A 17,853-nucleotide genomic window follows, 5' to 3' on the forward strand; every position below is an offset into this window, starting at 1 on the left:
CCTTACAGACCAAGTTGAGTGTTTACCGTTTTTCAGAATTGTCCTAGCGTCACACCGCTAGATTTTGGAATCGGCTGATTACTTTTTTCGGGTCAAAAATTACGGGGTGTGGGACGTGTCGAACAAGCTGCAATCACTGCATCTGATGACGGGTCTGCAGGAATCCCTGTTCGCGTTTGAGGCTGATTCCGGGTCCGATAAGAGACAATCCGCCTACATCGAGCAGTTCACCTGCAAGTTGATCGGGCGCGTTGATGTCGTGGCGCTGTCTCAGGCGTGGCAGGATCTGTCGGACCGGCACACGTCCTTGCGGACGGCATTTGTGCGCACGCGTGAGGGCAAGGCAATTCAGGCGGTTCTGACCGCCCGCGCGCCAGATGTCCGTTGTATCGAGCCCGGCGCGGAGAGGTCCGTTGTGGCGGTGGCGCAGGCTGAACGCAGCGCGCGTTTTGATTTGGCGCGCGATTCCCTGCTGCGTGTGGTCCTGGCCCCTGAACCCGGCGGATCCTGTGCGATGATCGTCACCTTTCACCATATCATATTGGACGCATGGTCCGCGCCAACGCTGATTGATGATTTGATGGCACTTTACGCGCGGGGTATCGGGCAGGGGGCAGAGCCAAGTACGCCCGCGCGTACCACGACTGGCGCGCTTGCTGACAGCCAGAAGGCGCGGCGCGGTGCGGCGGGCAAAGCGTATTGGCATTCGGTCCTGCATGGCGCCACGATTGCCGCATTGCCGGTACTGGATGCGACGGGATCGCCGGGGGCAAAATCCGCGGTCATCCGACTTCTGCCGGAGCAGCTTGGCGCCCGGATTCACAGCTTTTCCAGCCGCCATGGCGTCACACCCAGCGCTGTCCTGCATGCTATTTGGGGGGCGGTTCTGGCGCGGTTGAGCGATCAGGACGATGCGGTCTTTGCCTCGGTCATGGCGAATCGCAGTCATGATCTGCCTGAGATAGATCGCGCCGTGGGACTGTTTGCCGCGACCTTGCCGGTGCGGGTGGATCTGTCGCAGGACAAAGGCTTTGCCCAGCTCTGCAAGGACGTGCAGGCACAGCTGCGTGATGCGCCGCTGTGGTCAGCGCTGCCACTGGCTGATATCCTTGCGGCGGGTGGACTGCGGGCCGACCATCTGGACCACACGATGATCGGCCGTCCGGCCGCGCTGGCTTGGGGACAGGCGGATTGTCTCGAGTTTCCGCAAGCCGGGCTGACCATCGGTGAGTACAGCGCGCAAAGTTGGGATCACTATGACTTCCAGATCGGATTTTCGCTCGGCGATGCGCCGTATCTAGAGGCGCGCCATGATGTTAACCGCGTGCCGCTAGACCGGGTCGAAATGCTGCTGTCCCTGACGCTCGATCTACTCGGGCGGCTTTTATCCCGTCCGTCAGATGCAATTGTATCTGTGCCACTCTGCATCTCGGACGCCCTGTCCAGCCGGATCACCGGCACGGCGGCGGCACCGGCTCTGTCCGTGGCAGAGATGATAGCCCAGCACGATCCGACCTCAGAGGTTGTTGGCGACGCAAGCAATACGCTGGACCGCGCCGCGTTGATGACCGAGGTGGCACAGACAGCACTCGCGCTTGCCGAACAGGGGGTGCGCACGGGCGACCGCGTTGCGATTGCCGCGGTCCAGGGCAACACCTTTGTTGTGCAGGCGCTGGCCTGCTGGCAGCTGGGGGCGGGTTTTGTTCCGGTCAATCCGGCGTGGCCTGTATTGCGTCAGCAGCAGATCATTGACGCGGCCCGCCCACGACTGACACTGGGTCTGCCAGACCGGCAATTGTCGCAAGACCCCGTGCGTGACGCGTCTGACGCCGCGAGCGCCGGGTTGGCCTATTGTATCTTTACCTCGGGCTCAACCGGCGCGCCCAAAGGCGTTGCGGTGCCGCAAGAGGCGCTTGCCAACTATTGCCAGAGCGTCGGGCACACCTTTGGGTTCACTGCGCAGGATCGTGCGTTGCAGGTGACCTCGCCGGCCTTTGATCTGGGCTACACGACGGCCTTTGGAGTGCTTGCGGCGGGTGGTGCTGTGTTCTGGCTGGGGGCAGAGGCGGCGGTGGATCCGGATCTGGTGCTGCGTGCCATGGCCGAGCGCGGCATCACAGTGATGAAGACGACGCCCGCCTTTTTGCACCTGTTGCTAAGCGCGCCCGACCTGTCACGCTTTGCGGCGCTGACGCAGTGGCGGTTGTTGATTCTGGGCGGAGAGAGCCCAGACCCTGACCAGATTGCCCGACTGGCGGCGCTGTGCCCCTGGCTGCAACTGGCCTGCCACTACGGGCCAACCGAAGCGACCATCGGGTGTGCAATGACAGCGCCGCGTCCGATTGGCATTTGGATAGAACAGGATGCGCATGATCTCGGGATGCCGGTCGCGGGGTCTGAGATCCGTATCGTTGACCGCTTTGGCGATATTCTGCCGCGCGGCGTCCGGGGCGAGATTGCGGTTGGCGGCGCCGCGCTGGCGCGCGGCTACCTATCGCCCGCGCCGCAAGGTGGGTTTACCCGGATCGGCGGCCAGCGGTTTTATCGAACCGGCGATCTGGGCCTGATCACGGCGGATGGAACTCTGCGGTTTGCCGGGCGTCGCGATGGTATCGGCAAGATCCGCGGGCACCGCATTGATCCCGAGGAAATCCGTCTGGCGCTGTTGCGCGATGCGCAGATCGATGAGGCGGCGGTCGCCATACGCGGTCAGGGGGCGGCGGCGCAGTTGGTGGCCTTTGTCAAAACCCGCGATGGATCGCGCGACCCGGCCCGGCTGCGCGCTGGGCTGGCGCAATATCTGCCAGGGGTGCAGATCCCGCAACGTTTTGTCTTTCTGTCGCGGCTTTTGATGACAGAGAATGGCAAGACCGACACCACCGCGATGCTGGCCGGACTGGGTGATTTGCCTGACCGACTGAGCGCCGGATCACCGCCAGACACGACAACCGAACGACACCTTGCTCGCATCTGGGCGCAGGTTCTTGGGCTGAACACTGTTGCGGGTGACGACGATTTCTTTTTGCTGGGCGGGCATTCCCTGCGCGCCATCGAAGTATCTTCGCTGATGGAGCAAGAGACCGGCCAGCGTCTGCCGCTGCGCTGGTTCACCGATGCGCCTGTGCTGTCGGATCTGGCTGCGCGGATCGACGCCGCACAGGCGGCAGGTACCGCACATCCGTCGCAGTCGGCTGCCGCGCTCATGCGGCTGTGGGGACAGGACGACGCGGCGCAAATGCTGTGTTTTCCGGGCTTGATGGGCAGTTCCAGCATTTACCGCGAGTGGCTGAGCACATTGGCGCCGGGGTATTCGGTGGACGGGATCGACGATTTTCCGGCGTTCGACAGCGCACCGGATATTCCCGCAACGGTACGCTGGATCCTCGAGCAGGCTCCAGACGCTGGACGCGGGTATCAGGTTCTTCTGGGCTGGTCTGTCGGCGCTGATCTGGCCTATGAGGCGGCAAAGCAGCTTGCCGCGCACGGTGTGTCACCGCTTGTGATCCTGCTGGACCGGTTGCCGGGCGAGCCGCAGTTGATGCAGGACAGCGGCCAGACCCCGCTGGAGTCGCGCCGCTACTGGTCGCAGGTGATGCGCACTCTGCGCGGTGCCTTGCCCGAGGCTGTCGTCGCGCAATACGAAACCCAGTTTGTGCAACGTCTCGCCAAACAGGGTGCCTATGTGCCGACGATACCGATCAAGAACCGGGTGGTTGGCGTTCTGGCGACCCCCGACGGCGTTGTCGTGCAGCGGCGATTAGACCAGATGGCGGCGCTGAGCCGGGGTGAGAACAGCGTTCTGAGCTGCGGCGCGGATCATTTCAGCCTGTTCCATCCGCCCCATGTGGCCGAGTGGACCGGGACACTGCGGCCGCTGATTGCAGCCCATCTTGCCGGTGTTTCCATGTCCGACGACGGCACGCCTGCACCGGGATGGCGCGTTCCCGATCCCCGGCCGCTTGCGAATGACGAGGTAAAAGTGTGAACAACAGCAGCGTTTTTGATCATCCGGGCCTGCCCGACCCGATCGGTGCCACAGATTTGTGGGGGGCCTTTCTGACCATCGCGCATCAGGGGGTGGCGACAGTGACCCGTCGCAACCGCGCGGGCGAAGATCTGAGCATCAACGCTGCCGAACTCGAAGAAATAGCGGGCACTCTGGCGTCGCAGCTGTGTGCCGCCGGTGCGCAGCCGGGCGATTGTGTGCTGCTGGTGAACGCAGATCCGATGGCGTTCGTCTGCGGGTTCTGGGCCTGTCAGGCCGCCGACCTGACTGCCGTGTCGATGCCCCCCATGGGCACGGCGGTTCAGATCGAACGCACCCGTGCAGCAATCAAGGTGCTGGGCCGGGCCTGGGTTCTGACCGAAGACGCCAGCTTTCGCGACGCCTTGGTGGATGCCGAAGGTGTCGTTGGTGCCTTTGTGATGACTGGTGATCACTTTGCTCGCCTTGACGTTACGGCAGAGAGCGATGTGCCCGCAGAAGCGATGAATCGCGCGCCAAACCCAGACGCGACTGCGGTGATCATGTTTTCCTCGGGTTCGACAGGCGATCCCAAAGGGGTCGAGCTGAGCCACCGTGCCATTCTGGCCCAGACCGCGATGTTGCAGGATGCGTTGTCGGTCACGGCGCGCGACTGTTTTGTCAACTGGATGCCGATGTCGCATGATTTCGGGTTGTTCCACTTTCACATCCTGCCGCTTCTTAGCGGGTTGCCGCAGGTGCTCATGGCACCCGAGGATTTTGCCCGTCAGCCGGTATCCTGGATCCGTGCGCTGCATGATCACCGTGGCACCATCACAGGCGCACCGAACCTGGCGCTGCAAATGGTGACGAATCTGCTCAAGCCGCAGCGCGCGGCGCAATTTGATCTGAGTCGGGTGCGCTGCGTCACCCTGGGGGCGGAACCGCTGGACCCGGTGGTGCTGCGTGCCTTTGCTGACCGGCTGGCACCGGCCGGGCTAGAGTCGGCGGCGTTGTGGCCCGCCTACGGTCTGGCCGAGGCGACGCTGGTGGTCACGATGCGGTCGGGCCTGGACACCGTGCACGTGGCGCGCCGGTCGCTGGAACCCGGTCAACGGGTCGAGCATTTGACACAGGGCGATCCCGAGGCGGTCGAACTGCCATTGCTGGGTCGGCCTGTCACAGGGGTCAGGGTGCAGATCGTTGATGACGCTGGCGCGCCGTTGCCACCCGGTACCGTCGGCCACCTTCAGATCCGATGCGGTTCGCTGATGCAGGGCTACCGCAATCGACCTGACCAAAGTGCGCAGGTGTTGCGCCAGGATGGCTGGCTGGACACCGGCGATATCGGTTTCCTGCGCGAGGGTCAGTTTGTCATGGCAGGCCGGGCCAAGGACGTGATCATTTCCGGCGGGCGCAATTACCATCCCGCCGACCTGGAGCGGATCGCGCAGGGCGCGCCCGGGCTGACGTCTCTGCATCAGATCGCCATCGCGCAGGGACGCGATCCGGCGGATGGAGCGGTCAGAACGCTTGGGTTCCTGCGCGTTCGCGGGCAGGGGACGCAAGCTGTGGCCTTGCAAGAGGCGCTTGCCGCGCATGTGGTCGCCCAGACCGGCGTGGTTTTGGATCACGTCTTGTGCGTGCGGGATCTGCCGCGCACGACCAGCGGCAAACTGCAACGCCATGCGCTGTCGCGTGCCTATGAACATGGCGCCTACTCTGACCAGCTCAGCGGCGATGCAGACGCGGCACAGGCGCGCGGCGCGCCTTTGCGCCGGGCGATTTCCGATGGCCATGTCGCTGTTGTGACCAGTCTGATCTGCAACGAAGCCGCTCTGTTATGCGGGACGTCTGTCGATCCGGCGGCGGGGCTGATGGATCAGGGGCTGTCGTCGCGCCAGGCCGTGACGCTGTGCGCGCGGTTGGGCACATGGCTGGGGCGCGAGCTTTCGATTGCACAGCTTTTCGATCACCCCAGCCCGCGCGCGTTGGCGCAGGCGCTGATCCAGGACGGGGCGGTAACCACAGAGGTGCCGACGCGGGCCACAACCGCGCAACCCTCATCTGATGCTCGCATCGCAGTGATTGGGTATGGCTGCCGCTTTCCGGGCAGCGACTCGCCCGAGGCGTTCTGGGATTTTCTGACCGCCCCGCACCCGGTGGTGGCTCCGATTCCGGCAGATCGCTGGACGCTGAACCCAGGTGATCCGGATCTGCCGCCCGCCGCACTTCTGTCGCAGATCGACAGCTTTGATGCCGGGTTGTTTGGCGTGTTGCAAGGTGAGGCCGAGGCGATGAATCCCATTCAGCGTCTGCTTTTGCAGGTGTTGTGGCAGGCGCTTGAACACGCTGGGCTGGACGCGGCACGATTGCGCGGGAAACGCGTCGGGCTGTTCGTCGGCCTGAGCGAGACGGGCCTGGGGACAGGGCGCGGTGAGATTGTCGCCGATGGCGATGCGCTGGCCGCCTATGCCGTCACAGGCAGTGCGGGCAGCATCGCTGTTGGTCGCATGGCGCATCTGTTTGATTTTCGCGGGCCGGCGCTGGCGGTGGACACTGCCTGTTCGTCGTCCATCGTGGCGCTGGACCTTGCGGCGCAGGCCTTGCGGCAGGGGCGCTGTGATCTGGCGGTCGCCGGAGGTGCGAACCTGATCCTGTCGCCCGATTTGCATGTGGGTCTGCACCGGATGGGTGCGCTGTCACCGGATGGTCTGTGCAAGACCTTCGATGCGTCTGCTGATGGCTATGGCCGGGGCGAAGGTGCCGGTCTGGTCGTGCTCAAACGGCTGGATGAGGCGGCGCGCGATCAGGACACTCTGCGCGCGGAACTGCTGGCCACCACACTCAACCACGATGGTCAGAGCGCCAGCGTCACCGCCCCGAACGGCCGTGCTCAGCGGGATCTGTTGCGTCGCGCGTTGCAAGAGGCTGGGTTGGCAGGCGACGACCTGGATTGGGTGGAAACCCATGGCACCGGCACTGCGTTGGGTGATCCGATTGAACTTGAGGCGCTGCGTGACGTTCTGCGCCGTACAGCAGGTCGACCTTTGCCCCTTGGCGCGGTCAAGAGTCTGATCGGCCACCTTGAGGCGGCGGCAGGAATCGCGAGCGTTATCAAGATCTTACTGGCGTTTGAGCATGGTTTGGTGCCCCCGGATCGTGCATGCGCTATGCTGAACGACCGCTTTGACTGGGCGGCGGGCGGGATGCAGCCGATCACCCAACCACTGGATTGGTCACGCAGCGGGCGGCGTCTGGCCGGGGTTGCGTCCTTTGGGATGAGCGGCACCAACGCCTATGCCATCCTGTCCAGTCCGCCGGTTACACCACCGGCTGGAGCACTCGAAACGCCGGACAGGCCGTTGGTGCTGCCGCTTTCGGTGCTCGGCAAAGCCGCAGCCGAGCCGTTGCTGGACGCATGGTCTGCCAAGCTTGAGGGAGCGAAGTCTGCCGAACGCGCCGATCTGGTTGCAGGTCAAGCGAGCCGCCGCGTCTCTGGCCCCTGGCGTCGGGCGGCCATCGTGGCGCGCACGGGATCGCTAACCGGTATCATGCAGGCCCCGTGGGTCAATGCGTTGACAACGCCGCGTGTGGTTTTTGCCTATCCGGGTCAGGGGGCGCAATCGGTCGCGATGGGCGCGGACCTCTATCGAAACGAGCCGGTCTTTCGCGCTGCATTTGATCAGGCGTCAGAGGCCGCGGGACTGGTGCAGGGCCATCCTCTGAGCGAATGGCTATATGGCGCTGCTGCAGCGGATGAGGCACGGATGACTCAGACCGATTTGTCTCAGCCTGCGCTGGTGGCATTTGGTCACGCTCTGACAACACTTTGGGCCGAATTTGGGCTGCGCCCTGACGCGGTGCTGGGTCATAGTGTCGGAGAGATTGGCGCGGCGCTGGCATCGGGGCAGTTCGGGATCGAGACTGCGATGCGGCTGGCGGTACGGCGTGGTCGACTGATGCACGACCGCGCCGGGGCAGGCGCAATGCTGGCCCTGCGCGCGGACGAGGGTACGGCGCGCGGGCTGATGACCAACCTTCCTGACGTCGTGATCGCCGGATACAATGGCCCAACCGCGCTGAGCCTTTCAGGCCCCGTTTCGCACATAGCGCAATTGCGTGAACGGGCCGAGGCGGCGGGCCATGTCACGGCGCCGGTTCGGGTCTCACGGGCATTCCACAGCCCGGCCATGGCACAGGCGGCACAGGATCTGTTCGACGGGCTAACGCTGGATTCACAGCCGGGACATCTGCCGGTCTTTTCGACGCTGTCGGGAATGCTGGCGTCATCGGATGCTTTTGGCGCGCCGGAATACTGGCGCGATCAGATGCTTGCACCTGTCCGGTTCGTCCAAGCCGCGCAGGCTGCTACTGCGGCGGGCGACACGATCTGCCTAGAGATCGGCCCGGGCGCAGTCCTGTCGCGCCTAGGCGCTGCGGCCGCGCCAGAGGCAATATGGATTGGCGGCGCAGGCGCGCCAGAGGCATTCGCCGTTGCTGCCGGCACAGTCTGGAGCCACGGTGCTGCTGTGGACTGGGCACGCTATTACGGCACGCGCGGCGCGTCGGGTGATCGTTTGCCGCGCCACCCGATGGCGGATCAGCCGCTGCCACGCCGTCCGGTCGGCGCATTGGGTCTGACCATGAACCGCACTGGACAAACCGCGATTCCAGCGATCACTGCAACATCCCTGGATCCGGTTGCCCCACAGGACCTGCTACAGACCGAAATTCTGCCGATTATTGCCCGGATTTCAGGTGTCGCGGCTGAGCTGATCGCGCCCGATGCGGCGCTGACCGCGCTGGGCATGGATTCGCTGGGCATGGTACAGCTTCAGCGCGCTCTCTCGTCGCGGCTCGCGCTCGAGGTTGAGTTGCGAGCCTTGTTTGAAACGGTCGAAACCCCGCGCAAACTGGCCGACCTTCTGGCCTCGACGCGACCGACGCCGATCCCGGACAACGCTGCGGTCGGTCGTCAAGCCGCAATCGTGACGGATGCAGCATCTGGTGGCATGGCCGCGGTGATGCAGGCGCAACTGAAGATGGTCGAGGACGTCATTGCACGACAGTTGCAAGTGATGTCAGATGGTGGTGCGATGCCCGCGCCCGAAGCAGCCCGGTCAAAGCCTGCGATGGGGGCACGACCTGTCGGAACCGAAATCAAGGGATTGTTCCGCCAACCGAAAAAGGACACCTCGGGTCTGACGGCGGCGCAGCAGGCTCATGTGGCGGATCTGAGCACCACGTGGAACGCGCGCAGCGCCGGGTCCAAGGCCGGGGCGCAATCCGCCCGCCGACATGTGGCCAACAGCCGCGCGGTGTTTGGCTTTGCGCCTGACCTCAAGGAGTTGACTTACCCGCTGATGGCCGACCGGGCGCATGGTGCACATGTCTGGGACGTCGACGGCAACCGCTATGTCGACGTGACAATGGGATTTGGCGTCTACCTGTTTGGGCACAATCCAGATTTTGTCACCAAAGCCTTGCATGAAGAGCTGGACCGGGGCGCCGCGATTGGCCCTGCGACGCCACTGGCCGAACAGGTGGCAGAGCGTATTCACGCCATGACCGGGGCGGAGCGCAGCGCCTTTTTCTCTACCGGTACCGAGGCAATCATGTGCGCCGTGCGCATTGCCCGCGCGGTGACCGGTCGCCAAAAGATCGTGATCTTCAAGGGCGCCTACCACGGTAGCTTTGACGGGGTTCTGGCCACCGGCTGGATCGACGCGGATGGCACACCGCAGGCTGCTCCGATGACCGATGGCACATTGCAGGGCATGGTCGATCCGGTGATTACATTGGATTACGGCGACATGGCCGGGCTTGAGGTGATCAGGCGTCATGCGGATGACATTGCGCTGGTGCTGGTCGAACCGGTGCAAAGCCGCAACCCAGAAAACCGTCCGATTGAATATCTGCGTGCGCTGCGCGATCTGACCCGTAGGCAGGATGTCCCATTGCTGTTTGACGAAGTGATCTCGGGGTTTCGGTTCTCCGCAGGTGGGATGCAGGACATTTTCGGGATCGAGGCGGACCTGGTGACCTATGGCAAAGTGCTGGGGCATGGTCAGCCGATCGGAGTGCTGTCGGGGGCGGCCCGCTATATGGACGCGGTGGATGGCGGCACGTGGCGCTATGGGGATGACAGTGGGCCGGGCACGCGCACAGCCTTTGTGGCCGGTACGTTCAACGGTCATCCGATGGCTTTGGCTGCCGCGCGCGCTGTGCTGGATCATATTCGCGCTGACGGCGGCGCGATGTTTGACCAGCTTGCTGCGCGAACCGAGGGAATGTGCCAACGCCTCGATGCGCTGTTTCAGGCCGAAGAGGTGCCGGTACGGATGGAGCGGTTCGGATCGCTGTTCCGGTTCAATTTTGGTGCAGGTACCGAGATCCTGAACACTCATCTGCTGAACAACGGGGTGTTTGTCTGGGAACAGCGAAACTGTTTCCTGTCGACCGCGCACGGGGACGACGAGGTGTCGCTGATCGTTGATGCGGCACGTCAGGGGATCGCAGCGATGAAGGCAGCGGGTTGGTTCGGCACGCCGATGTCGAGTGCACCAACGCAATTGGTCGGCGGCGCCGGAGAGCTGGCGCTCAGGCGTCGGGCCGCGATGGTACGACGGGGGACATGGACCGACCTCATCCTGCTGCGGTTGGGCGACAAACGCTATCCATCCGACGCCGTAGCCGCAGCTTGGGCGCAGGTTTGTCAGCGCCACCCGGCCTTGCACGCCTGTCTCGCCCCCGATGGTACACGGCGTGTGGCCGCCGCCGCTGCCGCACCGTTCGAGATGTTCCGCCTTGACGGCGCGGGGGGGGTAGACGCTGCGCTGGACGCCTGGGGCACACAGGCGCTTGAGCATACCTTTGCGTTCGACCGCGCCCCACTGCGGCTGAGCCTGATCGACGTCGCAGAGCAGACACTGGCACTGACCAGCAGTCATCTGGGCTTTGACGGTTGGTCGCTGGCGCTAATCCTGAACGAACTGGGGCAGATTCTGGATGGGCGCGTGCCGGATCCGGTCGACGCTTTTGACATCTATCGTCTATGGGAGGAAAAGACCGACTTTTTCCGCCTTGATGCGGTGCCGCTGGCGCTGAATCTGCCGGTGGACGGTCCTGAACCTGATGCCCCCGCGCCGCGTGGTCAGCGCGAAACGCGGGTCGATATCGCGCCGCTTTACGCCGAGATGGCGCAGGTGGCACGTGCCAATGGCATCACGCCACTGGCGGGGTTCATGGCGCCGTATGTGGCACTTCTGGGCTGGCTCAGCGGGCAAACCCGGGTATCTGTCGGCATTCCTGTGGCGGGGCAGGCGCTGTCGGGATGTCTGAACCTTGTTGGCAACCTTAGCTTTGTGCGTCCGGTCAGTGTTGATCTGACGTCCGAAATGACGATGACCGAGCTGGGCCGACACCTGCATTCCGAACTGCTCAGACCCGGTTCACAGCCGCCTCTGGATGGTTTGCCTGACCGACATGCGCTGTTTAATCTGGATGGGCCGATCAATCTGGGCGCCGGGCTGTCCGGGGCTACCCTGCATCCGTCGCCCGTCTGCGGAGCGCGTGCGGATCTGTTCCTGAACCTGCTGCGTATCGGGGATCGGGTGGTGCTGGACTTTGATTGGAACAGCGACCGGTTTACGACCCAGTCAGCCCAGGGCTGGCTAGAGGCGTATCTGGCTTTGACCCGGCGGTGCACGGCTGGCGATCTGACGCTGGCCGGGGCGTTTGCTCAGTTGCAGGAGGCGTTACCGCAACAACGGCCTGCGTCCCTTGTCACCCATGAAGCGTTGGAAACCGTTTCAACCCCGCAGGCGCCGGAGCGCGCGATGACCGCGACCGAGGCGGCTCTGGCACGAATCTGGCAGGATTTGTTGGGACGGCCTGTCACATCGCCTGACGCGGATTTTCTCGATCTTGGCGGCAGCAGCCTGCAAGCGGTTCGGTTGCTGGGCCGGATTACCGCGCAGTTTGACACGGACCCGAGCCTTGAGTGGATCTTTGCCACGTCCCGCCTTGCCGATATGGCGACGGGGCTGGAGAATCACAATGGTGATCGCGCCGACGAGGTGTCGCTGCCAGCGGTGTCTCGGCCCCGCGATGGTCGGGTGCCAGCCCTGCCGCAACAGCAGCAACTTCATCTGCTTGCGGCGGTCAGCGACCCGGGCCCGGCCTACAATATCTGCCTTCGGCTGGACTTGGGTCAGCGGCTTGAGGCGCACACTCTGGCATTGGCGATGCAACAATTGGCGCGGCGTCATGCCAGCCTGCGCACAACCTTTGCCTGGAGCGAGGATCAACTGGATCAGGTCATCGCGCCCGAGCCATCCGCCGGGCTGTCGCCACAGCGGTTGTCCCCCGAAGCGGATATCGAAGCGGTGCTCGACCGCTTTGCCCAACGCCCGTTCGAGGATGAGGGCGCGCCGCTGTGGCGGATTGGCCTGTTGGATCAACCCAAAGGCGGCAGCACGCTGGTTCTGGTCCTGCACCACATCATCAGTGATGCATGGTCAGCCGAAATCATGGTCCGCGATCTGCTGGACGCCTGTCAGCGCGTGGTGCTGGAGGCCCAGCCATTGCCAGCGCTTGCGCAGGATTTCCCTGACCATGCCCAGTGGGTCGCCGACTCAGAAAGCGCACGCAACACGGCGCTGGCGTTCTGGCGCGAGCGCGCGGCGCAGGTGCCCGCACTGACCGCGCTGCCGGGTGATGCGTCGCGTCCAGTGCAGAAATCCTTTGCCGGGGCACGTGCCTCGCGCAAGCTGCCGCCGGACCTGCTGCGCCAGATGCAGAAACACGCGCGGACATTGCGCACGACCCCGTTCCAGATAGTCATGGCGGCGATTGCCACCCATGCTGTCGCGGTGTTGGATTGTCGCGATGTGGTGATCGGGACCGTCAGCGCGGGTCGCAACCGGCCCGGCATGGACCGGGTGATTGGTCTTTTTGCCAATACGCTGCCGCTCTGTCTGGATTTGCCACGGGGGCAAAGCTGGTCTGAACGGATCGCGCTGATCCGCGCCGCGCTGCTAGAGGCAGCGGCGCATGACCTTGTCAGCCTACAAGAGATCGTGGCCACGCTTGGCCTGCGGCCTGATCCATCGGCCAACCCGCTGTTTGAGATCTGCGTGACCCATGACGACCGGCGCGGGCTGGCGCAGTTGGGTGCTGAATTGGGCTTTGACTTTGCGGAGATGGCGTTGCCGACATCGCAGTTCGACCTGTCGTTCTATGTGATCGAGACCGGTATCGACGTGACGCTGGACGTGACCTATGCCACCGCGATTCATTCGGCATCGCGGGTCGAGGCATTGCTGGACGTGGTCTTTGCAACGCTGGCCCGGATCTGCCGCAATCCTGACGCGCCTGCGGATTCCGCCGACTTCGCCGGAGCGAGAGAGGCCACGCTCGGACAGACGGCACCCGAGGCCGAGCCGACTGCGCTGCAAAAGCGGCTGTGGTTTGTCGATAGCTTCGAAAACGGCGTCCTTTATGACGCGGCGCCGACCTATTACAATATGGCGGCGCACTACACCCTTGATCCAGCGGTAACGGCCGACTGCCTAAATCGACGGTTGACGCAGCTTTATCAAAAGGTACCGGCATTGCGCGTGGCCTTTGACATGCGGGCCGATCAACCATGCTGCACAGCGATGACGGCAGAAGTCCCGCCTTGTGCCACATTGGCGCCCGACTCTGTGGAGGCGTTTATAGATGCCCCCTTTGATCTGGCAGCGGGCGGGTTGTTGCGGGTGGCGCGGGTGTCCGAGCCGACTGGCGCCGTTGGTCTGCTTGTGGTCGCGCATCACATTGTGGCTGATCTGCGCGGGCTGGATCGGCTTGCCGCCGCGATGTTGCAGGACAGCGTACCGGCCGACCTGATGCTGGCTTGCGATGCGCCGATGGCGCCGCCGGACACCTCAGAGACGGATCTGGCGTTTTGGCGCGCGACGCTCGGGGCGAATCCGCCGCGGCTTTTGCTGCCCGTCGATCAGGCCCGTGCCGCGGTGCATGTGTTTGCGCGTGGCACCACCACGGTTCGACTTGGCGCGGCGCAATGTGCCGCGATTGAGGTTTGCGCCGCGCGCAACGACGTGCAGTCCGATGATCTGATCCTTACGGCATTTGTTGCGTTGCTGCATCGGCTGAGCGGACAGGACAGTATTGTTCTGGGACAGACATGTCCGCGCACCGGTCGCGGCCTTGGGTCGCATGACAATCTGGTGACGCTGAACATCGTCGTTGACCCGGATCATAGCACCACTGACATCATCGCCGCGATCGCGCGGCAGTCGCGCCTCGCCGAGGCGCATGGCCAGACAGACTTTGACACCGTTGTCCTGGACCTGAAACCGGACAACGACATGAGCCGCACGGCGTTGTTCGATGTTCTGATGGTGCGCGACAGCGAACCGGCACCCTCACGCTGCTCACCGGGTGCGATCGGCTGGGGCAAATACGATCTCGTGCTTGCCCCCCTGCGCCGCCAGGATGGCGGGCTGGATCTGGGGCTGACCTTCAACTCAGGCATGTTTGATGCCGCAACCATCCGCCATTGGGGGGATATGTTGGCCCATCTGCTGACCGCGCTGCAGCAGCGCGGGGATCAACCGTTTGATCTGCTGTCGCTTATGCCAGATGTCGATGTAGCGCCGCTGATTGCTGCAGGGGCACCGCGCCGCAGCGGGGCAGACATCGCCTTTGCCTCGGTCCCCGAGGCTCTGACCGCTGCGGCCGCGCGCTATCCCGATGCGATAGCCCTGCGGGACGAGATGGGTTGTACGACTTACGGCACGCTTGTCGCCGACGCACGGGCACTCGCCCATGGCCTGGTCGCGGGGGGGGTTCAACCGGGCGACCGGGTGGCGGTGCTGCTGCCACGCGGGCCGCACTATGTTCGCGCCATGCTGGCAGTGATGCAGGCCGGTGCGGCGTTTGTACCGCTGGACATGCAGGCCGCGCGCGAGCGAACGGCTCGCATTCTTGAGGATGCCGCTGTGCGCTGTGTCCTCATTAGCAGTGACGCGGGTGTGGAACTGTTGCCGCCGGGCATCGTCCGGCTGGACATTACCGAAGTGGCGGCTGACATCGGACAAACAATCGAGTTGCCCGATCTGCGGGCCGATGATGCAGCTTATGTGATCTTTACCTCGGGATCGACAGGACGGCCGAAGGGAGTTGTTGTTGAACACCGCAACCTGTTGTCCCTGGTGCTGGGGCAGGGCGGGATCTATCCTGTCGCGCCGGGCGACCGATGGAGCTGGTTTCACTCGCCTGCGTTCGATTTCTCGGTATGGGAGGTTTGGGGCGCCCTGCTGACAGCGGGAGAGGTGGTGGTGATCCCCGATGCGGCACGCACCGACATGGTGGCGTTCCGGTCGGTTCTGGTACAGCACGAGGTGACACAGCTCAGCCTGACACCTTCGGCCTTTCGCGCCCTGTCGGACCTTGAGATGTCGGACGCGGGCGGCGCCCTCTCGGTTGCAACCGTTTGGTTCGGAGGCGAGGCGCTGACCCCTGCGGTGCTGCAGCCCTGGTCGCGGCGGTATCCGGCGTGCCGTCTGATCAATCTGTTCGGCATAACCGAGACGACGGTACACACCACATTCCGTCCCCTTACCGACACAGACCTGACCCGCAACGACAGCCCCATCGGCGTACCGCTGCCGAGCTATGGGCTGACCATCCGCGACCGCGCGCTGCGGCCGGTTCCCGCAGGTGTGCAGGGCGAAATCGTTGTCAGCGGATCAGGCGTCGCGCGCGGCTATCTGGGCCAGCCCGAACAGACGGCAAATCGGTTTGTCGACGATCCCCATGATCCGGGGCGGCGGCTCTATCGGTCAGGCGATCTCGGACGGATGAGCCTGACTGGCGAAGTTACCTATCTGGGGCGCGCCGACGATCAGGTGAAACTACGCGGCTACCGTATCGAGCTGGGCGAAGTCGAGAGCGGCCTGAGCAGCTATGCTGGTGTGCGTGCCGCCGCTGCCGGGCTGCTGGGTGACCACGGGAGTGAGGCGATCCTGTCGGTCTGGCTGACGCTGGACAATCCTGTCGACCCGGACGCGCTCAACGCGCATCTGGCGGCGGTTTTGCCTGCCTATATGATCCCGCGCCGGATCTTTGTGGTGGATAGCCTGCCGCTGACCTCGAACGGCAAGATCGACCGCAAGGCATTGCGCGGCGCCACTAATCGACCGCTGGCGGCCGACGATGACGCGGCCCCGCCCCGTGCCGGGCTTGAGATGCAGATTGCTGCGATCCTCTGCGCATTGCTTGAGCGGCCTGTGATGGCGCGCACCGACAGCTTTTTTGCGCTTGGCGGGCACAGCCTGATGGCGAACAAGGCGGTGCTGCGACTGCGTGCGCAACTGGGCATGAGCCTGACCCTGCGCGATTTCTTTGCGGCACAAAGCGTGGCTGCGCTGGCGGCACTTGGTGGTGCTGATCCAGCCGCACCTGCGCTGACGATCCCGCGTGTTCCTGAGGCTGAAAGTTATCCTCTGTCCTCGGCCCAGACGCGGCTGTTTGCTATGCAGACGGCACAGCTCAACTCGGCAGCGTACAACATGGTGGGCGGATTCATCATTGAGGGGCCGGTGCAACGCGACGCTCTGGCGCTGGCGTTCGGTGATCTGGTGAATCGGCATGAAATCCTGCGAACTCGGTTCGTGACACGGTCGGGAAGGCCGGTTCAGATCGTTGACCCGGCGGGCGCGGCCTTTGATCTGTTTGAGATTGCGAATGGGACGGGCGATACCGGTATGCATGCCACCCGCGCCCTGGATCCCGAATTTGCGCATGTGTTCGATCTTGCGCGCGGGCCGCTGTTGCGTGCCGGACTGGGGCAAATGTCTGCCAATCAATGGCTGCTGGTGGTGAATTTGCACCATATCATTTCGGACGGGTGGTCGGTGCCAATCATGATGGCGGACCTTTCGGGGTTCTATGCGGTCCGCATTGGAGAAAGAGAGGCGGTGTTGCCCGATCCTCTGGCTATACAGTACCGCGATTTTGCCTGCTGGCAGGCGGATCAACCGACCGGTGACGCGTTGCAAGAGGCCTGTGAACACTGGCGGCAACGTCTGGGTCACGGCGCGACCGTCACCAGCCTGCCGACCGAAGCGCCGCGCCCGGTGCAGCGATCGGGGCGGGGTCAGATGGCGCGCCACCAGCTGGATGCTGCAACCAGCGCAGCACTCAGGGCGCATCTGGCGCAACAGGGGGCGACGTTGTTTTCTGTCTGCGCCGCAGCGTTGCATATTCTGCTGCGATTGCGCAGCGAGGGCGAGGGGCCGACGGTGATCGGCACGGCAGACGCGGGCCGTGACATGATCGAAACCGAAGATCAGCTTGGCTTTTACCTCAACTTGCTGCCGCATATTCTGGATGTGGGTGCGGCGGCACCGCTATCGGGCTGGCTGCGCTCAGCAACGGTCGAGACAGGGGCGATGCTCGGCCATAAGACCGCGCCGTTTGAGCAGATTCTGGACGCGCTGAACCTGAGGGCCGAGCCGGGCCACAATCCGGTTTTTGACACCCTTCTGCTGGTGCAGAACAACGCGGCAACGGGACAGTCTCTTGGGCCGCTTGGCCTGCGCGCGCTGCCCGATCAGACCCGTACAGCGCGCTATGATCTCAACCTGATGGTTGAGGACCGTACCGAGATTGAGCTGGTGCTGGAGTATGACACCGCCTTGTTCAATAGTGACAGCATGGACTGGTTTCTGGACGATCTTGGTCGACTTTTGGATGGTTTCATGCACACGCCCGATCGCAGTCCCCTGGATGTTCTGGGCGCAGAGTGCCCCGAGCAAACCGATACGGCGCAGGGCCTTCTGGATGCCGATGATCCCTTGATGGGGGCGCTCTGATTC

At 63.9% G+C, this 17,853-nt stretch carries 2 protein-coding genes; both read left to right on the top strand.

Annotation, left to right across the window (positions count from 1 at the left end; genetic code table 11):
- Positions 1 to 115 precede the first annotated feature (115 nt).
- Positions 116 to 3,985 (top strand): AMP-binding protein, encoded by a 3,870-nt coding sequence (locus IMCC21224_RS05535; RefSeq protein ID WP_156178143.1) that lies wholly within the window; start codon positions 116 to 118, stop codon positions 3,983 to 3,985.
- A complete protein-coding gene (locus IMCC21224_RS05540; RefSeq protein ID WP_047994505.1) occupies positions 3,982 to 17,850 on the top strand; it encodes a hybrid non-ribosomal peptide synthetase/type I polyketide synthase in 13,869 nt (4,622 codons plus the stop codon). Before IMCC21224_RS05535 ends, IMCC21224_RS05540 begins: the two co-directional genes overlap by 4 nt.
- The last annotated feature ends 3 nt before the right edge of the window (positions 17,851 to 17,853 follow it).

Origin of the sequence: Puniceibacterium sp. IMCC21224 (assembly GCF_001038505.1) — a bacterium.
GTDB lineage: Bacteria > Pseudomonadota > Alphaproteobacteria > Rhodobacterales > Rhodobacteraceae > Puniceibacterium.